Origin of the sequence: Pseudomonas sp. IT-P2, assembly GCF_949767575.1 — a bacterium.
In the GTDB taxonomy this organism is placed as follows: Bacteria; Pseudomonadota; Gammaproteobacteria; order Pseudomonadales; family Pseudomonadaceae; genus Aquipseudomonas; species Aquipseudomonas pharyngis.
In genome coordinates, this window is sequence record NZ_CATKQA010000010.1 from 62796 (window position 1) to 83613 (window position 20818).

Genomic DNA, 20818 nt, shown 5'->3' on the forward strand with positions numbered 1-20818 from the left:
CCGCCGTACAGACCGTGTGGAAAGCGCTAACATGCGCTTTCCACACTGCCTGAAACCTGAGTTGCCATGTCCAAAGAATTCGATGAACAACAGGCCGAGACCCTGATCGGTGCCACCGAAAAGATGATCGAGATCTGGAGCCGTCTCTCGCCCGAGAAACAGGCCGCCCTGCTCGCCCGTTTCGGCAGCGAAGAAAACGCATTGGCCGCCCTGGTCACCACGCAATTGGTCGCCCCGGCCAAATAGTTTTACTTTTCCCCGCCCTGGACGCGTCCGCATCGGTATCATGAGCAGCCTATCTATTCTGCTCTTCCCGTGGATCGTAATTCATGTCGTCCTCTATGCCAGAACCCCAGCGCCCCCTGGCGGTCACGCTGCAAGTCGTTTCCATCGTCCTGTTCACCTTCATCGGCTACCTGAACATCGGCATTCCGCTGGCGGTGTTGCCCGGCTATGTACACAGCGACCTGGGCTTCGGCGCGGTCATCGCCGGGCTGGTGATCAGCGTGCAATACCTCGCCACCCTGCTCAGCCGCCCGTATGCCGGCAAGATCATCGACAACCAGGGCAGCAAACGTGCGGTGATGATCGGTCTGGCCGGTTGTGGTTTGAGCGGTGTGTTCATGCTGATTTCGGCGTGGACGCCCAACCTGCCGCTGCTGAGCCTGATCAGCCTGTTCGTTGGCCGTCTGGTGCTGGGCAGCGCGGAAAGTCTGGTCGGGTCAGGCTCGATCGGTTGGGGCATCGGCCGGGTCGGCGCCGCCAACACCGCCAAGGTCATCTCGTGGAACGGCATCGCCAGTTACGGAGCGCTGGCCGTCGGTGCGCCGCTCGGGGTATGGCTGGTCAGCCGTTTCGGTCTGTGGAGCATGGGTGTGAGCATTCTGCTGCTCGCCACGCTGGGGCTGCTGCTGGCCTGGCCGAAAACCGCCGCGCCGATCGTGGCCGGTGAGCGTCTGCCGTTCATGCACGTTCTCGGGCGCGTCTTTCCGCACGGCTGCGGACTTGCGCTGGGCTCGATCGGTTTCGGCACCATCGCCACCTTCATCACCCTGTATTACGCCACGCAGCATTGGGATAACGCGGTGCTGTGCCTGAGCCTGTTCGGCGCCAGCTTCATCGGTGCGCGACTGCTGTTCGGCAACCTGATCAATCGCCTCGGCGGCTTCCGCGTGGCGATTGCCTGCCTGTCGGTGGAAACCCTGGGCCTGCTGTTGCTGTGGCTGGCACCGGACGCGCACTGGGCATTGGCCGGTGCGGCATTGAGCGGTTTCGGTTTCTCGCTGGTGTTCCCGGCGTTGGGCGTGGAAGCCGTGAACCTGGTGCCGGCCTCCAGCCGTGGCGCGGCGGTCGGGGCTTATTCTTTGTTCATCGACTTGTCGCTGGGCATCACCGGGCCGCTGGCAGGGGCGATTGCAGCGGGCTTCGGATTTGCCTCGATCTTCCTGTTCGCCGCCCTCGCCTCTTTGAGCGGCCTGGCACTGAGCGTCTATCTCTACCGCCACACGGCGAAGTACCGCGAAGACTAGAAATCCACCTTGCCGCGCCCGGCCTTGATGCTGCCGCGCTTGGTCTTCGATTCGAGCCGACGCTTCTTGGAACCCAGCGTCGGCTTGGTCGGCCGGCGCTTCTTCTCAACCTTGGTGGCACTCAGGATCAGCTCGGTCAGACGCTCCAGTGCATCGGCGCGGTTCTGTTCCTGCGTGCGGTACTGCTGGGCCTTGATGATCAGCACGCCGTCGCCGGTGATGCGACTGTCGCGCAGCGCCAGCAGCCGCTCCTTGTAGAACTCGGGCAAGGACGAGGCCGGAATGTCGAAGCGCAGGTGCACGGCGCTGGAGACCTTGTTGACGTTCTGCCCACCGGCGCCCTGGGCGCGGATGTACGTCAGTTCGATCTCGGCATCCGGCAGATGCACGTTGTTTGAAATCACCAGCATGGAAAAACGTCCGTAATCAGAACCCGCAGGATACCGCGAAAGCACAAAAAACCCGGCACTTGGCCGGGTTTGTTGTTTTTGCAACGACGCTTACTTGGCTGCGCTCGCTGCGTGCAGTGCCTGTTGCGCACCACGCTTGTTCTTGATCACGTAGCAGACCCACATGAACACGACCCACACCGGAATCGCGTACACCGAGATCTGAATGCCCGGGATCAGCAGCATCACGCCGAGGATGAACAGGACGAACGCCAGGCAGATGTAGTTGCCGTACGGGTACCACAGCGCCTTGAACAGCGGCTTCTGGTGGGTCTTGTTCATGTGCTGGCGGAACTTGAAGTGCGAGAAGCTGATCATCGCCCAGTTGATCACCAGCGTTGCAACCACCAGCGACATCAGCAGTTCCAGCGCATGTTGCGGGATCAGGTAGTTGAGCAGCACCGCCACCAGGGTCACGGCTGCCGACGCCAGGATCGAACGTACCGGTACGCCGCGCTTGTCGATCTTCGCCAGCGCTTTCGGCGCGTCGCCCTGCTCGGCCATGCCCAGCAGCATGCGGCTGTTGCAATAGGTGCCGCTGTTGTACACCGACAATGCCGCGGTCAGAACCACGAAGTTGAGGATGTGCGCAGCGGTGTTGCTGCCAAGCATCGAGAACACCTGCACGAACGGGCTGCCGCTGTAGGAATCGCCCGAAGCGTTGAGGGTTTCCAGCAGGCTGTCCCATGGGGTCAGCGACAGCAGGATCACCAGTGCGCCGATGTAGAAAATCAGGATCCGGTAGATCACCTGGTTGATCGCTTTCGGGATCACGGTTTTCGGCTTGTCGGCTTCGGCTGCGGTGAAACCGAGCATTTCCAGACCGCCGAAGGAAAACATGATGATCGCCATGGCCATCACCAGGCCGCTGACGCCGTTCGGGAAGAAACCACCGTGGGACCACAGGTTGCTCACGGCCGCCTGCTCACCGCCATGGCCGCTGACCAGCAGGTAGCTGCCCAGGGCGATCATGCCGACGATCGCCACGACCTTGATGATCGCGAACCAGAATTCGGCTTCACCGAAGACTTTGACGTTGGCCAGGTTGATCGCGTTGATCAGCACAAAGAACGCCGCGGCAGTGACCCAGCTCGGGATCTCCGGCGCCCAGTAGTGGATGTATTTGCCGACCGCGGTCAGCTCCGACATGCCCACCAGGATGTACAGGATCCAGCAGTTCCAGCCCGACAGGAAGCCGGCGAAACCGCCCCAGTATTTGTGCGCAAAGTGACTGAAGGAACCGGCCACCGGCTCTTCGACGATCATTTCGCCGAGCTGGCGCATGATCATGAAGGCGATGAAGCCGCAGATGGCATAGCCGAGGATCATCGACGGGCCGGCGGATTTCAGCACCCCGGCCGAGCCGAGGAACAGTCCGGTACCGATCGCGCCACCGAGGGCGATCAGTTGAATATGGCGATTTTTCAGGCCGCGTTTCAGCTCGCCTGATTGCGAGTTTTGTCCACTCATGAAAAAGGTCTCACGCAAGGTTTGATGATGTTCAGTAGACGTTGCTGCAAGGTTGCGATTTCAGCCAACCTTGATCAAACCCCAGCGCAGGCACCAGGAATTCAGCTTTTTTACAACGGTCATGCGTCACCTGTTTGTTTTTATCTGTGACGAAATCGAACCCGACACGCTTGTGACGCGGCGGAGTGAACAAGGCGGATAAACCTTGAGGTTTGCGCGATTACGCAGAGGGTCACAGTTAAAACGCGGCGCATTGTACACCGCTAACCCCCTGCTGCCAGACCTCGCCGGATCAGCGTGTCGGTTGCCGGGATTGCATGTGTCCACCCCGGGAAGCCCGGGCGGCTGCAAAATTTGAGTCAGGCCTTTGCAGGCCATCGGCGTGGACGATGGAAGATTCGCCCCACGTGGAGAAGTGAAAATGGATAACGGCGTTCATTGCGCCTCCTTCTTGTTATGCACCTGCACGACAGGCATGCCGCGCATCTCACCTTCCAAACGACGCTGAAACAAGCACGCCAGAGGGCTGCGCAAGGCCCGGCGGGCGTGGCTGCGGCAGATTTTCCTTACAGCCAGTCAAAGCCACCCGATTCATGGGACGGCGAGGTCTTTTTCGTAAATATCCACTGACAGCGCGTAACGTAAAGTTTCCACTCCAGACCCATCGAAGAGGCGTCCGGTGATTGACGTTAGCTGGCTAACTATTTGAAAGGCGTTAAGTTTTTTGTTTAAAAACAAGAAAAACACGCCCGAAAAAAAGAAATAAAAAGTCCAAAAAAAAACGCCAACCCTGAGGTTGGCGTTTCTGTTTTCAGCTTGAAGCTTGCCGCTCGAAGCTTACAACCGCGTTATTCCGGCTTCTTGCGACCGAAACCCGGACGCTGACCGGAACCGGCCGGTGCGCCACGGCGCTTGCCCGACGGTTTGTCATCGTCAGCCAGCTTGATGCCTGGACGCTTCGGCGATGGCTTGGACGGACGCTTGGTGTCGACTGGACGATCCGCCACCGGCGTACCGCGACCTTCGCCACGCTCGGTACGGCCATTGGCCGGACGCGGTGTGCGTGGACCGCGCTCGCCATCCGGACGCGCTGTCGGTTTGCGACCTGGACGCTCGCCTTCGATCTGCGGCTCGCGAACCGGACGCGGACCGGCGCCAATTGGCGCACCGTTGGCCGGACGCAGGGTACGCACGCGCTCGGTACGGGCCATCGGACGCGACGACTTGCGTTGCATGCGGTCGAGCTTGTCTTTGCTCTTGGCATTCAGTTGCGGCATGGCCACCGGGGTCAGGCCGACTTCGGCGCTCAGTACGTCGACTTCGTACTGGCTCATTTCGCGCCAGCGGCCCATCGGCAGGTCGGAGTTGAGGAACACCGGACCGAAACGCACGCGCTTCAGACGGCTGACCACCAGGCCTTGGGATTCCCAAAGTCGACGTACTTCACGGTTACGACCTTCCATCACCACGCAGTGATACCAGTGGTTGAAGCCTTCGCCGCCCGGTGCCTGTTGAATGTCGGTGAAACGCGCCGGGCCGTCTTCCAGCACCACGCCGGCCTTCAGGCGCTCGATCATTTCGTCATCGACTTCGCCACGTACACGCACGGCGTACTCACGGTCCATCTCGTAGGATGGGTGCATCAGGCGGTTGGCCAGCTCACCGTCGGTGGTGAACATCAGCAGACCGGTGGTGTTGATGTCGAGACGACCGATGTTGATCCAGCGGCCTTCTTTCGGACGCGGCAGCTTGTCGAACACGGTCGGACGGCCTTCCGGGTCGTCACGGGTGCAGATTTCGCCATCGGGTTTGTTGTACATGATCACGCGGCGAACCGACTCGGCAGCTTCTTCACGCTTGATGACCTTGCCATCAATGGTGATGGCGTCGTGCATGTCGACACGCAGACCGAGGGTGGCGTCTTTGCCATTGACCTTGATCCGGCCGGCAGCGATCCAGGATTCGACGTCGCGGCGCGAGCCGACGCCGATACGGGCGAGGACTTTCTGCAGCTTTTCGCCTGCTGGGCCGATTTCCTGGTCGTCTTTCTGATTGATGTCACTCATCTGGGCACCTCCCGGTGTGGTCTGTTCAGCGGCGCTGAATTGAGCCGCTGAAGCGTTGAAATCTGGGTTTTCGGGCGAAGGGATCGCCGAAGGGTCGCGAATCATACGCGGATGTGGCCGCGCGCGCATCAGAGACTAGTCGATCAGGGCAAGGTTATTTCTTTTTCCGCCGACCGGTGGTCCCGAGCTTGATCAGACGCAGCGCGGCTTCGGCCAGTACGGTGCGCTTGTCGTCCTTGTCGAGTTTCTTCCAGGCCCGGATCTCGCGCTTGCTGCGGCCGCAGCCGAGGCAGATGTCGTCGCTGAACTTGCAGACGCTGATGCACGGGTCCTTGGTCGAGCTCATGCTCAATCCTCGAACTCGCGGCGTTCGGCTTCAATGGCTTCGGCCAGGGCGCGGGCTTCGGCTTCTTCTTCGCTCAGCTCTTCCTCGGCGGCGGGTTCCGGGGCGGGCTGTTCAAGCCGGGCGACGGCGGCCAGCAGTTTTTCCCGGGCTTCGGCCACGCCGAGCACATCGTCTTCCTGCTCAGGTTCGTGCTCGAATTCAGGTTCATGCTCAAATTCAGGCTCGAATTCAGGTTCTGGCTCACCCTCGTGCGGCGGCTCGAGCGGATCGGACTCAACCCCGGTCGGCAGCGATTCGCCGCCCACCCCGTCACGCAGCAAGTCGTCGAAGTCGGTCTTGATCCCCTCCTCCATGCTGTCCAGTTCCAGCAGCAAGGTATGGAAACTGGTTTCCTCCTTCGGCTCTTCCGACTCGGCGCTGGCGTCGGCCAGTTCCTGCAAGCCCGGTGGCACCGGAGCGTCGTCGAAGTCGAGCACCGGTTCCGCCTCGATCTCGCGCAGCTCGGCCAGCGGCGGCAGGTCGTCGAGGTTCTTCAGGTTGAAGTGGTCGAGAAACGCCTTGGTGGTGGCGAACATCGCCGGTTTGCCCGGCACGTCGCGGTAACCGACGATGCGAATCCACTCGCGCTCGATCAGCGTCTTGACGATGTTGGTGTTGACCGCCACGCCCCGCACGTCCTCGATTTCGCCCCGGGTGATCGGCTGGCGGTAGGCGATCAGCGCCATGGTTTCCAGCAGTGCGCGGGAATAGCGCTGCGGACGCTCCTCCCACAAGCGACCGACCCACGGTGCGAACTTTTCACGGATTTGCAGGCGATAGCCGGAGGCGACTTCCTTGAGCTCGAACGCCCGGCCCTCGCAGGATTTGCCGAGCAGGGTCAGGGCTTTCTTGAAAACCGGCGGTTCCGGGCGCTCGCCTTCCTCGAACAGTTCATACAGGCGCTCAAGGGATTGCGGCTTTCCCGAGGCCAACAGAAAGGCTTCAAGCAGGGACGCCAGCTCGCGGGGTTCAGTCAGGTTCATATCGGGACTCGTTATTCGGCTCGGGCTCGCACGTGGATCGCGGCGAACGGCTCATTCTGCACCAGCTCGATCAGGGATTCCTTGACCAGTTCAAGGATGGCCATGAAGGTCACCACCACCCCGAGCTTGCCCTCTTCGGCGGTGAACAGCTCGATGAACGGCACAAACCCGCCGCCCTTGAGCCGCTCCAGCACGTCGCTCATGCGCTCGCGGGTGGACAGTGCCTCGCGGCTGACCTGATGGCTTTCGAACATGTCGCCGCGACGCAGCACTTCGGCCATGGACATCAGGATTTCTTCCAGCGCCACGTCCGGCAACAGCTTGCGCGCGCGGGCTTCCGGGGCGTCGAGCTTGGGCACGATCACGTCGCGACCGACCCGGCTCAGGCCATCGATGCCTTCGGCGGCAGCCTTGAACCGTTCGTACTCCTGCAGACGGCGAATCAGTTCGGCGCGCGGGTCGTCCTCTTCGTCCTCGACGGTTTCGGCCCGGGGCAGCAGCATCCGCGACTTGATCTCGGCCAGCATCGCGGCCATTACCAGGTACTCGGCGGCCAGTTCCAGGCGCACCGACTGCATCAGATCGACATAGCCCATGTACTGGCGGGTAATTTCCGCCACGGGGATGTCGAGGATGTTGATGTTCTGTTTGCGGATCAGGTACAGCAACAGGTCGAGCGGGCCTTCGAAGGCTTCGAGGAAGACTTCCAGCGCATCCGGCGGGATGTACAGGTCCAGCGGCATTTCCGTGACGGCCTGGCCGTAGACCATGGCAAACGGCAGTTCCTGCTGGGCACCGGCCTGGGGATCAACGGTTTCCACTGCAGACATTCAGGCCTCGACCATGAATGGAGCGGGATCGCCGCAACCGACGCGGGTCACTTCCGGATCGTCGCCCGTGAGGTCGATCACGGTGGAGGCCTTGATACCGCCGGAACCGCCGTCGATGATCAGGTCCACCTGATGCTCGAGCAACTGGCGCATTTCGTACGGGTCGCTCAACGGGTCTTCATCGCCCGGCATGATCAGGGTCACGCTCATCAACGGCTCGTCCAGTTCGGCCAGCAGCGCCAGCGCGATCGGATGGCTCGGCACCCGCAGACCGATGGTGCGCTTCTTCGGATGCAGCAACAGCCGCGGCACTTCGCGGGTGGCGTTGAGAATGAAGGTGTACGGCCCCGGCAGGTGGGCTTTGAGGATTCGAAAGGTCCCGGTGTCGATCTTGGCGTAATTGCCCAGCTGCGACAGGTCGCTGCAGATCAGTGCGAAGTTGTGTTTCTCGTCGAGCTGACGCAGGCGTCGAACGCGCTCGATGGCGTTCTTGTCGCCGATCTGGCAGCCGATTGCGTAGGAAGAGTCCGTGGGATAAACCACCACTCCGCCCTTGCGGATGATCTCGACCGCCTGTTTGATCAGGCGCGCTTGCGGGTTTTCCGGATGAATCTGGAAAAATTGACTCACATTCTCTACCTGTTCAGACGGCGGCAATAACTGGGTCATGTTTGAACCGACCCCACAGGGGTGGAAGGTCCTCCGGCACCGGCCGGTACTGGCCGATCTCGGACCAGCCACCAGGGCCATGGAAATCACTGCCGGCACTGACCAGCAGACCGAACTCACGGGCAAGAATCGCCAGGCTGCCCACCTGTTCCGCAGGCTGATGGCCATTGACCACTTCGATCGCATGCCCGCCCGCTTGAATATAGTCGGCAATCAGCTTTCGGCGCTTGCTGCGGGTGAAATCGTAGTGCCACGGATGCGCCAGGCTGACCCAGGCGCCGGCGGCGCGCAACGTGCCGACGGTGTCTTCCAGGGTCGGCCAGTGCTGCTTGACGTCCCCCAGCTTGCCGGCGCCGAGCCATTTGCGAAACGCCTCGGCGCGATCCTTTACAAAACCTTCACGCACCATCCAGTCGGCGAAATGCGGGCGGGCCGGCGCGTTGCCGCTGTCGCCCAATTCCTGCTGGATCTGCCGCGCGCCGTCGAGCGCATTCGGCATGCCCTTGAGGGCGAGCTTGCGGCTTATTTCTTCAGACCGCAGCCAGCGGCCGTCGTGCAACTGCGCAATCGCCTCGACCAACGGCGCGGCATTGACGTCAAAACCGTAGCCGAGCACGTGAATGGTCGCCCCGCCCCAGGTGCAGGACAATTCGACGCCGTTGACCAGTTGCATGCCCAGCCCCTCGGCGGCCGTGCGCGCTTCGGCGAGGCCTTCGAGGGTGTCGTGATCGGTCAGGGCCAGGACTCGCACGCCGTTCTCGAACGCACGCGCAACCAGTGCCGCAGGCGCCAGGGCGCCATCGGAGGCCGTGCTGTGGCAGTGCAAATCAACATTCACGGGGATGTGTTACCTCAAATCAGCTGGCGCTATCGCGCGCCCATATGTTTGTTATTATGCCGCCACATCCAGCTTCTGGCTCTCACTGTGAAACAATTCATCGATTTCATCCCGCTTCTGCTGTTCTTCATCGTCTACAAACTCGATCCACGCACCGTCGACGTTGCCGGCCATGAACTGACGGTAGGCGGCATTTACAGTGCCACCGCCATGCTGATCATCAGTTCCCTGGTGGTGTACGGCGCGCTCTTCATCAAGCAGCGCAAGCTGGAGAAGAGCCAGTGGCTGACCCTGATCGCCTGCCTGGTGTTCGGCAGCCTGACCCTGGCCTTTCACAGCGAAACCTTCCTGAAATGGAAAGCCCCGGTGGTCAACTGGCTGTTCGCCCTGGCCTTCATCGGCAGCCATTTCATCGGTGACCGCCTGCTGATCAAGCGCATCATGGGCCACGCGTTGACTCTGCCGGATCCGGTCTGGACCCGCCTTAACATCGCCTGGATCGCCTTTTTCCTGTTCTGCGGGGCCGCCAACCTGTTCGTCGCCTTCACCTTCCAGAGCATCTGGGTGGACTTCAAGGTGTTCGGCAGCCTGGGCATGACCGTGCTGTTCCTGGTCGGTCAGGGCATCTACCTGTCCCGTCACCTGCACGACGCCGATACCACAACGCCAAAAACCGAGGACTGACATGCTCTACGCCATCATTGCCACCGACGTCGCCAACTCCCTGGAAGCCCGCCTCGCTGCGCGCCCGGCACACCTTGAACGCCTGCAAGTGCTCAAGGGCGAAGGCCGCATCGTGCTGGCCGGCCCGCACCCGGCGGTCGACAGCAATGATCCGGGCGCAGCAGGTTTCAGCGGCAGCCTGATCGTCGCCGAATTCGACTCCCTGAGCGCGGCGCAAGCCTGGGCCGATGCCGACCCGTACGTCGCCGCCGGCGTATACGCCAATGTTGTCGTGAAGCCGTTCAAGCAAGTCCTGCCGTAACCTCCCCCGCAAAAGCCCTCAGCGCGATGAACCTTGTCGGTTCATCGCGTTCTCAATCGCTCATTATTCTCGTTTGCCGGCCGACAACCTGCCCAATATCCATTTGGAAACAGGAGTCGCGATGCGCAAGGGTCCGTTGTGTCTGATGTTGGTCACGTTGTCGATCATGGCGCCCGCCCATGGTGAAGAAAGCACCGAAGGCAACAGCTCCACGCCGCTTTCATTGAGCGCCGGCAGCCAGATCACCGAGTTGCAGCAGCGCCTGAAGGCCAGCGAGCAGCAACGGGAAGAACTGAGCAAACAACTGCAAAATGCCGACAACACCCGCGAAAGCGCCCAGCTCGCCCGGTTGCGCCAGGAGAACCAGCGTCTGAAGCTGCAACTCAAGGAGGCCCAGGCCAGCCCGCTGCCGCGCCTGTTGACCGAACAGCAGCAATGGTTCGTCACCGGGGCCGGGGTAGCGCTATTGGCGCTGCTCTGCGGTATCTTTGCCAGTGGAGCAAGCCGAAAACGTCGGCAATGGCTAAATTGAGTGAGTCATGAGCGAGCTGTTACTGATTGATGATGACCAGGAGTTGTGTGAACTCCTGAGTAGCTGGCTGAGCCAGGAAGGCTTTCAGGTCCGGGCCTGCCACGATGGCCAGAGTGCCCGCAAGGCGCTGGCCGAAACCGCGCCGGCGGCCGTGGTGCTGGACGTGATGCTGCCCGACGGCAGCGGTCTGGAACTGCTCAAGCAACTGCGCAGCGATCACGCCGACCTGCCGGTGCTGATGCTTTCGGCCCGGGGCGAGCCGCTGGACCGGATCCTCGGCCTGGAACTGGGCGCCGACGATTACCTGGCCAAACCCTGTGATCCGCGCGAACTGACCGCCCGCCTGCGCGCCGTGCTGCGCCGCAGTCATCCGGCCGCCGTGTCGACCCAGCTCGAGCTGGGCGACCTGAGCTTCAGCCCGGTGCGCGGCGTGGTCAGCATCGACGAAAAGGAATTCACCCTCACCGTCTCCGAAAGCCGCCTGCTCGAAGCCCTGCTCAAGCAACCGGGCGAGCCGCTGGACAAACAGGAACTGGCGCAGATCGCCCTCGGCCGCAAGCTGACGCTGTACGACCGCAGCCTGGACATGCACGTCAGCAACCTGCGCAAAAAGATCGGCCCGCACCCCGACGGCCGCCCGCGCATCGTTGCCCTGCGCAGCCGTGGCTACTACTACAGCCTCTGATCGTCTGTAAGTTTTGTCAGGTCGGCGCGAAAGCGTGTTTACCCAAGCTTTACACAGCGCTGACCGCCGCTGACCTTGATCTCCGTAATCTGTACTCATCCGGAACGTACCGGGAACGAGACAAAGGAGATTCACCATGCGCAAGACTCTTATCGCTCTGATGTTTGCCGCTGCCCTGCCGACCGTCGCCATGGCCATGCCACAGGATGGCGGCCCGATGGGTGGCCCGCTGGACGGCCCGCGCCATGGCGGTCAGATGCACGGCATGCACGGCAAAGGCCCGTACAGCCAGCTCGACTTGTCCCGCGAACAGCGCGAGCAGATCCGCAAGATCATGGGCGAGCAGATGCACGAGCGTAAACAGACGGTCGAAAAATACCTGGAGAAACTCTCGCCAGCCGACCAGAAAGCCATGAAGGACGAGATGGCGGCCAACCACAAGAAAGCCGAATCCGATGTCCGCGCCGTGTTGAAACCGGATCAACAGAAGAAATTCGACGAGATCCAGAAGAAACAGGCCGAACGTCGCGCCGAATGGGCCGAGTTCAAAGCCTGGAAAGCGCAACAGCCGCAAAAGGCGCAAAAGGCGCAATAATGTTCTAGCGTCACGCCCCGACCCAACGGCTCACCGCCGTTGGGTTTTCTTTGTTTGAGGATTTTCTGTGCGTTCATTGTTCTGGCGTATCCTCGCCAGCTTCTGGCTGGCCATCGCTCTGGTTGCAGGGCTTTCCATTCTGCTGGGGCACATGCTCAACCAGGACGCGTGGATCCTCAGCCGCCATCCGGGCCTCAACACCCTTGCCGCCGAATGGACGCAGACCTACGAAGCCCAAGGCGAAGACGCCGCCCAAGACATCCTCGAACAGCGCAAACGCCAGTACCACATCGACGTGCAAGTGCTGAATGAAAGCGGCGACCCGGTGGTCCGCGGCACCTTCCCCCGGCGCGCGGCAGCCTTCGAGGCGCGGCAGAACAACGATGACCGACGCCTGCCCTGGCGCCGTCTGACAGACGAATTCACCAGCGACAAAAGCGGTGACACCTACCTGTTCATCTACCGCATCCCACACCCGGAACTCGACGCCTGGCACCGCGAAAGCCTGCTCTGGCCGTTGAGTGCGCTGGGTATCGCGCTGGTGGTGCTGACCCTGTTCAGCCTGCTGGTGACGTTTTCCATCACTCGCCCGCTCAGTCGCCTGCGCGGCGCGGTGCATGACCTCGGCCAGACAACGTATCAGCAAAACAGCCTGGCGCAACTGGCCAACCGCCGCGATGAATTCGGCGTGCTGGCCAACGACTTCAACCGCATGGGCGCCCGCCTGCAAAGCCTGATCGGCAGTCAGCGCCAATTGCTGCGCGACGTGTCCCACGAGTTGCGTTCACCGCTGGCACGGCTGCGCATCGCCTTGGCACTGGCGGAACGGGCGAGCCCCGAAGAACGGGAAAAACTCTGGCCGCGCCTGACCCGCGAGTGTGACCGGCTGGAAGCGTTGATCAGTGAAATCTTGGTGCTGGCGCGAGTCGATGCCGACAACGCCAGCGCCGAAGACGTGGATCTGAATGCCTTGCTCGCCACCCTGCAAAAGGACGCTCAATTGGGTTCGCCAGAGCAGACCGTGCGTCTGGAGGCCGAGCCGGCACTTAATCTGACAGGCTGGCCGACCATGATCGAACGAGCCGTGGACAACCTGCTGCGCAATGCCCAGCGCTTCAACCCGGTCGGGCAGTCGATTGAAATGCAGGCGTCACGTCAGGGCGAGCGGATCGTGGTCAGCGTGCGTGACCACGGGCCGGGGGTGCAGGCTGAACATCTGAGCCAGTTGGGCGAACCGTTTTATCGGGCGCCGGGGCAGACTGCTGCGGGTCATGGCCTGGGACTGGCGATTGCCCGGCGGGCGGCGGAGCGGCATGGCGGGACGCTGGTGCTGGCCAATCACCCGCAGGGCGGATTTGTGGCGAGTCTTGAATTGCCTCTCGTACCGGGGGCAATTGTCCAACCGTGAAACCAATGTGGGAGCGAGCCTGCTCGCGATAGCTTTTTGTCAGTCAATGGTGATGTGACTGGCTGCCCCCTATCGCGAGCAGGCTCGGCCCCACATTTATTTAGTTGTCAGGCCTTTGCCGGCCAGGCGCTGACAAACTCCGCCAAATCAACCTTCTCCGCCACCCGCGGTTCTTTCTGCGGCGTGCCGAGGTACAGAAACGCAATCACCTCTTCGTCATCCGTCAGGCCCAAGCCCTTGGCGACATGTTTCGAGTAGGCCAGATCACCCGTTCGCCACACCGCGCCAATCCCCTGCGCGTAAGCCGCCAGCAGAATCCCGTGCGCCGCACAGCCCGCTGCCAGCAATTGCTCGGCCTTGGGGTATTTGACGTGATCCTGCAACTTGGCGATGACCACGACCACCAGCGGCGCCCGCAGCGGGCCGTTGCGTGCCTTGTCGATCATCGCTTCGGTGACTTCGCCTTCCTGCATCTGCGCAGCTTCGGCCAGCAACTCGCCCATCTGCTCACGCGCCGCGCCTTCGACGGTCAGGAAGCGATACGGCTGCAAATGGCCGTGATCCGGTGCGCGGGTCGCGGCGGCGAACAGCACTTCGCGCTGTGCGGCAGTGGGGGCCGGATCGATCAGTCGTGGAACGGAAACACGGTTGAGCAAAGCGTCGAGAGCCTGCATCGGCCACCTCCTGAAAAAAATGTCCGGCTATTCTAGCTGCAAGTGATCCAGACGCGTCGGTTTACATGCCTTGCACCGCAGGTAGAATGGCGCCCTTCCCACATCAGCCCGAGCGGACTTCATGGCGTTGCCGACCTTACGGATCATTGGTTTCATCATCGGCATCTTCCTGATCACCCTGGCCGTCGCCATGGTCGTGCCCATGGCCACCCTGGTGATTTTCGAGCGCACCGGCGATCTGCCGTCGTTCCTCTGGGCGAGCATGATCACCTTCGTCGCCGGCCTCGCGCTGGTCATTCCCGGTCGCCCGGAACACATTCACCTGCGCCCCCGGGACATGTACCTGCTGACCGTCAGCAGCTGGCTGGTGGTGTGCATTTTCGCCGCGCTGCCGTTTTTGCTGACCCAGCACATCAGCTACACCGACTCGTTTTTCGAAAGCATGTCCGGCATCACCGCCACCGGATCGACCGTGCTCAACCATCTGGACGACATGTCCCCCGGCATCCTGATGTGGCGCTCGCTGCTGCACTGGATCGGCGGCATCGGCTTCATCGGCATGGCGGTGGCGATCCTGCCGCTGCTGCGCATCGGTGGCATGCGGCTGTTCCAGACCGAATCCTCGGACCGCTCGGAAAAGGTCATGCCCCGCTCGCACATGGTGGCGCGGCTGATCGTGGCGGCCTACGTCGGCATCACGATTCTCGGCAGCCTGGCGTTCTGGTGGGCCGGGATGAGCCCGTTCGATGCGATCAACCACGCGATGTCAGCGATTTCCACCGGCGGGTTCTCGACCTCCGACCAGTCCCTGGCCAAGTGGACGCAACCGGCGGTGCACTGGGTCGCGGTGGTGGTGATGATTCTCGGCAGTCTGCCGTTCACCCTGTACGTGGCGACGCTGCGCGGCAACCGTCGGGCGCTGATCAAGGATCAACAGGTGCAGGGTTTGCTCGGCATGTTGCTGGCGACCTGGCTGGTGCTCGGCACCTGGTACTGGTGGACTACCAATCTGCATTGGCTGGACGCGCTGCGTCATGTGGCGCTGAACGTGACATCAGTAGTCACGACGACGGGATTTGCATTGGGGGACTACAGCCTGTGGGGCAATTTCTCGCTGATGCTGTTCTTCTATCTGGGCTTCGTCGGTGGCTGTTCCGGTTCGACGGCGGGCGGGATCAAGATCTTCCGTTTCCAGGTCGCCTACATTTTGCTCAAGGCCAACCTTAACCAGCTGATTCACCCACGGGCGGTGATCAAGCAGAAGTACAACGGTCACCGCCTCGACGAGGAAATCGTTCGTTCGATCCTGACGTTCTCGTTCTTCTTCGCGATCACCATCTGCGTGATCGCCCTGCTGCTGTCGCTGTTGGGCGTGGACTGGATGACCGCGTTGACCGGCGCCGCCAGCACCGTGTCCGGCGTAGGCCCGGGCCTGGGCGAGACCATCGGCCCGGCCGGCAACTTCGCCAGCCTGCCGGATGCGGCCAAGTGGATTCTGTCGTTCGGCATGCTGCTCGGCCGACTGGAGATCATTACGGTGTTTGTACTGTGTATTCCGGCGTTCTGGCGTCACTGATCGCCTTCGGCGCCTCCAGCAACCGCGCCCGGTAATCGCCGGGCGTGGTGTCGAACCAGCGACGGAAGGCGCGGAAGAAATTGCTCGGATCGGCAAACCCCAACAGATAGGCAATCTCCAGCAAGGTCATGCTCGGTTGCGCCAGGTATTGCTCGGCGAGTTCGCGGCGGGTGTCATCGAGCAACTGCTGAAAACTGGTGCCCTCCTCCTGCAAGCGTCGTTGCAAGGTACGCTGGGACAGGTGCAGGGTCTGCGCCACCGTGTCGCGCTTGGGTTCGCCCTGCGGCAGCAGGCGGCACAACACCTGACGCGCCTTGTGGGTCACGCGGCTTTCGGAAAAACGCGCCAGATACTCCCCGGCGAACCGGTCGTGCAGCAGCGCCATCGCCTCGTTGGCGGTGGGCAGTGGCGCCTCCATGTCGGCCCGTTCGAAGATCAGCGCGTCATACGGCGCGTTGAACACCAGCGGTGCATGGAAGGCTTGTTTGTAGGGTTCAAGATCATCCGGCTCGTCGCCCTGCACCAGCACTTTGCGCGGGTGCAGCGTGCGTCCGGTCAGCCAGCCGCACAGCGCGAGTGCGCAGGCCAGCGAGGCCTCTGCACTTTGGCGGGTCGGCGGCAGGTGATCGCCATGCACCGTCAGAATCAGCGCATAACCTTCATCGAGCAGGCGAAAACTCAGGTCGGCACTTTCGGCGATGATCCGCTGATAACGCACCAGACGCTGAAAACCTTCCGCCAGCGTATTACTGGACATCAGTGCATAGCCCGCGACATGGAACGAAGCCGGCCGCACCACCTTGCCCATGTTCAGGCCGATCGCCGGATTCCCGGACAGCTCGACCGCCCGTTGCCAGAGTCGGGTCATGGAATCCTGTGGGAAGCGCGCGTCCGGATCCTCCAGCGCCGCGTAGTCGAGCCCCAGCTGTCTGAACAGAACCCGGCAATCCAGGCCGTCCATTTCCAGTGCCTTGACAATCCCCATCGCCCAGCTTGCAGATGTCGTTCGTTCGCTCATGGCGTTTTTTCTTGGATGACATGGTGAGCCGCATACTACGGCCGATTTCCCAAGGATAGTAAAGTGGCGCCGATTGTCACTGGCCGACGCCATTGATCACTCTAGACTCAAATAAGCTACCCGCCGAACAACTTGCAATCAGAACAATAACCACAGAGATCGCAGTCGTGGAAACCATCAAGCCTTTCAACAGCTTCGCCGAGTTCTACCCGTATTACCTCAGCGAGCACAGCAACAGCACCTGCCGTCGCCTGCATTTCATCGGCACGACGCTGGTGATCTTCATTCTCGCCCTGACCATCGCCAAGGGCGCCTGGCTGCTTTTACTTGCGTTGCCGCTGGCGGGCTACAGCTTTGCCTGGGTCGGCCATTTCTTTTTCGAGAAAAACCGCCCGGCCACCTTCCAGCACCCGTTCTACAGCCTGCTCGGCGACTTCGTCATGTACCGCGACATGATCCTGGGCCGCGTGCCGTTCTAGAAATTCCGACCAAGAGGACTGCCGATGAATGCCACTGCCCGTTTCACCCACATGAAGGACGGCACACAGGAAGACTGGGCGATAATTGCGGCGGATTTCAGCGCCTATGCCCGTCAGTTGCCGGGCCGGATCATGGCGCACCTGAAATTGCTTGAAGGCGATTTCGGTGGTTTCCCGGTGGATCGCCTGACCCACTCGCTGCAAACCGCGACCCGCGCCTTTCGCGACGGGCGCGACGAGGAATATGTGGTCTGCGCCCTGCTCCACGACATCGGCGATACCCTCGGCTCCTACAACCACCCGGACATCGCCGCCGCCATCCTCAAACCGTTCGTCAGTGCCGAAAACCTGTGGATGGTGGAAAAGCACGGGATCTTCCAGGGCTACTACTTCTTCCATCACCTGGGCATGGATCGGCACCTGCGCGAGCAGTTCAGCGAGCACCCGCAGTTTCTGGCGACCGCGGAGTTCTGCGCCAAATACGACGCAGCGGCGTTCGACCCCGAGTACGACACCCTGCCGCTGAGCTTCTTCGAGCCGATGATGGAAAGGCTGTTTGCCCTGCCGAAGAACTCGATCTACAAGGCGGCGATGGAAGAGCACAGCCCGGCCTGAATCGATTTGAAAACTCAGACCAGCTCGGCAACCTTCGCCGCTTTCAACTCGGCCTCTCGCGCCTGCGCATCGGCCAGGCGATACAACTCGATCGTGCCGTCCCAGTGCTCGATCAGCGCCGTGCACGACTCCACCCAATCGCCACAGTTGAGGTAATCCACCTCGCCGACCTTGCGGATCTCGGCGTGGTGAATGTGTCCGCAGACCACCCCGTGCAACTCGCGCTTCACGCATTCGTGGGCGATGGCTTCCTCGAAATCGCTGATAAAGCTGACCGCCGTCTTCACCTTGTGCTTGAGATAGGCCGACAGCGACCAGTAGCCGTAACCGTATTTCGCCCGCCAGTGATTGAGCCAGCGGTTGAGGGTCAGGGTGAACTCGTAGGCCGAATCGCCGAGGAACGCGAGCCAGCGGTGGTAACGGGTGATCACGTCGAACTGGTCACCGTGAATCACCAGCAGATGCCGGCCATCGGCGGTGACGTGGACGGCCTCGTCGACCAGCTGGATGTTGCCCAGAATCAGTTTCGAATAGCGGCGCAGGAATTCGTCGTGGTTGCCGGTGACGTAGATCACCTCGGTGCCACGCTTGCTCATGGTCAGCAAACGGCGAATCACGTTGGTGTGCGCCTGGGGCCAGTACATGCCGCCGCGCAGTTTCCAGCCGTCGATGATGTCACCGACCAGGTAGATCTTGTCGGCGTGATAGCCCTTGAGAAATTGCGACAGATGCTCGGCCTGGCAATCCCGCGTGCCCAAGTGCACGTCGGAGATCCACAGGGTGCGAACCCGTTGTTTACGGCTGGGTCTGGCGAGCTCGGCGCTGGTCATGGGCAACCCTCTGCGATGTTTTCGCCACTCTGCGCGCGCCCGGTTAATCGACCATGACAGGTGTGCGTCAGTCGTGTGACAAACGCGTCGCCCCTGTGCCGGTGTAGACTGGCGGCTCGCCCGGAGACCGCCATGCAACCGATCCTGACCCTGCGCCATTACAGCCACGACCTGATCGCCCACAGCCACGACCACGCACAACTGGTGTTCGGCCTGTCCGGCGCGCTGGATTTTGAAGTCGAAGGGCACGGCAGCCAGGTCTTGCAGCAGAGCTTCGTGGTGATCCCCGCCGGCGCGCATCACGCGTGCGGCAGTCCCAAGGGCAGCCGTTGTCTGGTGCTGGATGTGCCGGACGCACAATGGCTGACGCGCTCGCTGGGCAATCACGCCGATGCCAGCCGCCGTCTGCTGGACAACGCCGCGCGGTTGTCGCTGGATGCCGGGCAAGGTCAACTGGTCAACTGGCTGGCGAACAGTCCGGTGCACGATCCGTTGATTGCGCAACAGGGCGCGGTGTTGCTGCTGGCGAGCCTGAACCACGTGCCACCCGCCGAGATCGTCGCGCGCCGCCTGCCCTACGCGGCACTCGACGCGCACATCGAGCAGTACGCGGCCTATCCGCTGCAAGTGGCGGATCTGGCGCGTGTCGCCGGATTGTCCAGCGCCCGGTTGCATGCGCGGTTCGTCGCCGAATGCGGGCAAACGCCTATGGACTACATTCGCACTCGCCGGCTGCACAAAGCCGTCGCGCTGTTGCGCAACACCACGCTGCCCGTCGGTGAAGTGGCCAGCCGGGTCGGCTACAACTCGCAAAGCGCGTTCTCGGCCGCCGTCCTGCGTGAGTTCGGTACGTCTCCTACACAATTGCGACGCGAGGCTGACGACAAAAGTCGATAGCCTGCCGACAGACTTTTGCGCCGTGACACGCTTCAATGTGTGCCTGTAATGGTGTTTGGAAAAAGGACTGCAATGACTCCCCGTACCGCCCTCGGCGCCCTGCATATCGGCGCACTGATGTTCGGCCTGACCGGCGTCTTCGGCAAACTCGCGGCCGCAACGCCCGCCGTCATCGTGTTCGGGCGCGCCGCGTTTGCCGTGCTGGCCCTGGCGTTTTTCGCCCGCTTCGCCCAACAGGGCGGCTGGCAGAAACTGCAGGCCGTCGACTGGCGGCGCCTGGCCCTGAGCGGTGTGCTGCTGGCCGGGCATTGGGTGAGTTTCTTCATTGCGGTCAAGGTCGCGGGCGTCGCCATTGCGACCCTGGGTTTCGCCAGTTTCCCGGCCTTCACGGTGATCCTCGAAGGGCTGATCTTCCGTGAGCGCATCCGCGCCAATGAAATCGTGCTGGTAGCGCTGGTCAGTATCGGACTGGTGCTGGTGACGCCAGCGTTCGATCTGGCCAGCGGCGCAACCACCGGCCTGCTCTGGGCGATCCTGTCCGGCCTGCTGTTTTCCCTGTTGTCCCTGACCAACCGCGCCAGCTCCGGGCGCATTCCGGCGGTGCAGGCGGCGCTGTGTCAGAACGTGGTGGTGGCGTTGTGTCTGCTGCCGGTGGCGGCGCCGCAACTGAGCGAAGTACGGGCCATCGACTGGTTGTGGATCGGTTTGCTCGGGGTGTTCTGCACCGGCGTCGCCCACAGTCTGTTTGTCGCCAGTCTCGCGGTGATCAAGGCGCGCACCGCCGCAGTGGTGTTTGCCATGGAGCCGGTGTACGGGATTACCGTGGCGTGGTTGCTGTTCGATGAAGATCCGACCCTGCGCATGTTGATCGGCGGCGCGCTGATCATCGTTGCGATCGTGGTGTCGAGCCGGCTGTCAGGCAGCAGCGACAAGAAAACCGTCGCGGCCGAGGCCGCCTCTCACTGAGTACGGTCGTTGTGGCCGAGGTCGCGGTCAGGGTCGATCCGGTCGCGCACCCGCTGCTTGAGCACCTTGGCTTCGGGGAAACCGCCGTCGGCCTTGCGTTCCCAGATCTGCACGTCGTTGCAGGTGATGTGGAATATCCCGCCGGTGCCCGGCACCAGGGACACTTTGCCAAGATCGTCGCCGAAGGTGCTGAGCAGTTCTTGCGCCAGCCACGCGGCGCGCAACAGCCACTGGCATTGCGTGCAATAGGTGATGACGATTTCCGGTTTTGTGACGGTCATGATTGCTGAAACTCCTGAGCCAGAGGGCGCCGCTATAATAGCCGGCTTTATCGCTCGC

At 62.0% G+C, this 20818-nt stretch carries 25 protein-coding genes; 13 read left to right on the plus strand and 12 right to left on the minus strand.

Annotated features, from left to right (window positions below; genetic code table 11):
* Positions 1–66: 66 nt before the first annotated feature.
* Positions 67–246: a hypothetical protein gene (locus tag ACM6JM_RS06720; RefSeq protein WP_011333012.1), complete on the plus strand. Its 180-nt coding sequence runs from the start codon at positions 67–69 to the stop codon at positions 244–246.
* A 95-nt stretch (positions 247–341) separates the two neighbouring features.
* On the plus strand, positions 342–1529 hold the full coding sequence (locus ACM6JM_RS06725) for an MFS transporter (protein WP_170844945.1): 1188 nt from the start codon (positions 342–344) through the stop codon (positions 1527–1529).
* On the opposite strand, the gene arfB is transcribed toward ACM6JM_RS06725, so the two are convergent.
* The 8 genes from arfB to ACM6JM_RS06765 all read right to left on the minus strand — a co-directional run bounded on the left by arfB (position 1526) and on the right by ACM6JM_RS06765 (position 9219).
* Entirely contained in the window at positions 1526–1939 is a 414-nt protein-coding gene (gene arfB, locus ACM6JM_RS06730; protein ID WP_011333010.1) for an alternative ribosome rescue aminoacyl-tRNA hydrolase ArfB, read from the minus strand. The genes ACM6JM_RS06725 and arfB overlap by 4 nt on opposite strands.
* A 90-nt stretch (positions 1940–2029) precedes the next feature.
* A complete protein-coding gene (locus ACM6JM_RS06735) occupies positions 2030–3448 on the minus strand; it encodes an amino acid permease (protein WP_039765508.1) in 1419 nt (472 codons plus the stop codon).
* Between the two features lie 848 nt (positions 3449–4296).
* On the minus strand, positions 4297–5514 hold the full coding sequence (rluB, locus tag ACM6JM_RS06740) for a 23S rRNA pseudouridine(2605) synthase RluB (protein ID WP_134334348.1): 1218 nt from the start codon (positions 5512–5514) through the stop codon (positions 4297–4299).
* Between the two features lie 154 nt (positions 5515–5668).
* Complete coding sequence (locus ACM6JM_RS06745) at positions 5669–5860, minus strand: DUF1289 domain-containing protein (protein ID WP_210711190.1); 192 nt, start codon at positions 5858–5860, stop codon at positions 5669–5671.
* A 2-nt stretch (positions 5861–5862) separates the two neighbouring features.
* Complete coding sequence (gene scpB, locus ACM6JM_RS06750; protein WP_414881516.1) at positions 5863–6882, minus strand: SMC-Scp complex subunit ScpB; 1020 nt, start codon at positions 6880–6882, stop codon at positions 5863–5865.
* An 11-nt stretch (positions 6883–6893) separates the two neighbouring features.
* Entirely contained in the window at positions 6894–7592 is a 699-nt protein-coding gene (locus ACM6JM_RS06755; protein WP_414881524.1) for a segregation and condensation protein A, read from the minus strand.
* A 120-nt stretch (positions 7593–7712) separates the two neighbouring features.
* A complete protein-coding gene (locus ACM6JM_RS06760; RefSeq protein WP_039765617.1) occupies positions 7713–8342 on the minus strand; it encodes an L-threonylcarbamoyladenylate synthase in 630 nt (209 codons plus the stop codon).
* Between the two features lie 13 nt (positions 8343–8355).
* Positions 8356–9219, minus strand: a complete 864-nt coding sequence (locus ACM6JM_RS06765; RefSeq protein WP_074692285.1) for a PHP domain-containing protein — start codon at positions 9217–9219, stop codon at positions 8356–8358.
* Positions 9220–9306: 87 nt separating this feature from the next.
* Between ACM6JM_RS06765 and ACM6JM_RS06770 the strand changes: the two genes are divergently transcribed.
* The 6 genes from ACM6JM_RS06770 (at position 9307) to ACM6JM_RS06795 (ending at position 13424) form a co-directional block, all read left to right on the plus strand.
* Positions 9307–9903 (plus strand): septation protein A, encoded by a 597-nt coding sequence (locus ACM6JM_RS06770; protein ID WP_011333003.1) that lies wholly within the window; start codon positions 9307–9309, stop codon positions 9901–9903.
* A gap of 1 nt (position 9904) precedes the next feature.
* Positions 9905–10204, plus strand: a complete 300-nt coding sequence (locus ACM6JM_RS06775; protein ID WP_039765503.1) for a YciI family protein — start codon at positions 9905–9907, stop codon at positions 10202–10204.
* A gap of 121 nt (positions 10205–10325) precedes the next feature.
* Complete coding sequence (locus ACM6JM_RS06780; protein ID WP_039765500.1) at positions 10326–10736, plus strand: translation initiation factor 2; 411 nt, start codon at positions 10326–10328, stop codon at positions 10734–10736.
* Between the two features lie 7 nt (positions 10737–10743).
* A complete protein-coding gene (locus ACM6JM_RS06785) occupies positions 10744–11421 on the plus strand; it encodes a response regulator transcription factor (RefSeq protein ID WP_007958370.1) in 678 nt (225 codons plus the stop codon).
* A gap of 136 nt (positions 11422–11557) precedes the next feature.
* Positions 11558–12016 (plus strand): Spy/CpxP family protein refolding chaperone, encoded by a 459-nt coding sequence (locus ACM6JM_RS06790; RefSeq protein WP_414881517.1) that lies wholly within the window; start codon positions 11558–11560, stop codon positions 12014–12016.
* Positions 12017–12083: 67 nt separating this feature from the next.
* On the plus strand, positions 12084–13424 hold the full coding sequence (locus tag ACM6JM_RS06795; RefSeq protein WP_414881518.1) for an ATP-binding protein: 1341 nt from the start codon (positions 12084–12086) through the stop codon (positions 13422–13424).
* Positions 13425–13531: 107 nt separating this feature from the next.
* On the opposite strand, the gene ACM6JM_RS06800 is transcribed toward ACM6JM_RS06795, so the two are convergent.
* On the minus strand, positions 13532–14098 hold the full coding sequence (locus ACM6JM_RS06800; RefSeq protein ID WP_085666726.1) for a nitroreductase family protein: 567 nt from the start codon (positions 14096–14098) through the stop codon (positions 13532–13534).
* Positions 14099–14219: 121 nt separating this feature from the next.
* Between ACM6JM_RS06800 and ACM6JM_RS06805 the strand changes: the two genes are divergently transcribed.
* A complete protein-coding gene (locus ACM6JM_RS06805) occupies positions 14220–15674 on the plus strand; it encodes a TrkH family potassium uptake protein (RefSeq protein ID WP_039765494.1) in 1455 nt (484 codons plus the stop codon).
* On the opposite strand, the gene ACM6JM_RS06810 is transcribed toward ACM6JM_RS06805, so the two are convergent.
* Complete coding sequence (locus ACM6JM_RS06810; RefSeq protein ID WP_011332998.1) at positions 15631–16692, minus strand: AraC family transcriptional regulator; 1062 nt, start codon at positions 16690–16692, stop codon at positions 15631–15633. The two genes, ACM6JM_RS06805 and ACM6JM_RS06810, sit on opposite strands and share 44 nt — an antisense overlap.
* A 167-nt stretch (positions 16693–16859) precedes the next feature.
* Between ACM6JM_RS06810 and ACM6JM_RS06815 the strand changes: the two genes are divergently transcribed.
* Together ACM6JM_RS06815 and ACM6JM_RS06820 are read left to right on the plus strand one after the other, a co-directional pair.
* On the plus strand, positions 16860–17171 hold the full coding sequence (locus tag ACM6JM_RS06815; RefSeq protein WP_039765490.1) for a DUF962 domain-containing protein: 312 nt from the start codon (positions 16860–16862) through the stop codon (positions 17169–17171).
* Between the two features lie 24 nt (positions 17172–17195).
* Entirely contained in the window at positions 17196–17786 is a 591-nt protein-coding gene (locus tag ACM6JM_RS06820) for an HD domain-containing protein (protein WP_414881519.1), read from the plus strand.
* Positions 17787–17800: 14 nt separating this feature from the next.
* Here the strand turns inward: ACM6JM_RS06820 and ACM6JM_RS06825 are convergent, their stop codons facing one another.
* Complete coding sequence (locus ACM6JM_RS06825; protein ID WP_039765488.1) at positions 17801–18616, minus strand: UDP-2,3-diacylglucosamine diphosphatase; 816 nt, start codon at positions 18614–18616, stop codon at positions 17801–17803.
* A 132-nt stretch (positions 18617–18748) separates the two neighbouring features.
* Between ACM6JM_RS06825 and ACM6JM_RS06830 the strand changes: the two genes are divergently transcribed.
* Together ACM6JM_RS06830 and ACM6JM_RS06835 are read left to right on the plus strand one after the other, a co-directional pair.
* Entirely contained in the window at positions 18749–19513 is a 765-nt protein-coding gene (locus ACM6JM_RS06830; protein ID WP_414881520.1) for an AraC family transcriptional regulator, read from the plus strand.
* 72 nt (positions 19514–19585) lie between these two features.
* Complete coding sequence (locus tag ACM6JM_RS06835) at positions 19586–20479, plus strand: DMT family transporter (protein WP_414881521.1); 894 nt, start codon at positions 19586–19588, stop codon at positions 20477–20479.
* Here the strand turns inward: ACM6JM_RS06835 and ACM6JM_RS06840 are convergent.
* Positions 20473–20760, minus strand: coding sequence for a SelT/SelW/SelH family protein (locus ACM6JM_RS06840; protein ID WP_039765482.1), 288 nt, complete (start codon positions 20758–20760; stop codon positions 20473–20475). The genes ACM6JM_RS06835 and ACM6JM_RS06840 overlap by 7 nt on opposite strands.
* Positions 20761–20818 lie beyond the last annotated feature (58 nt).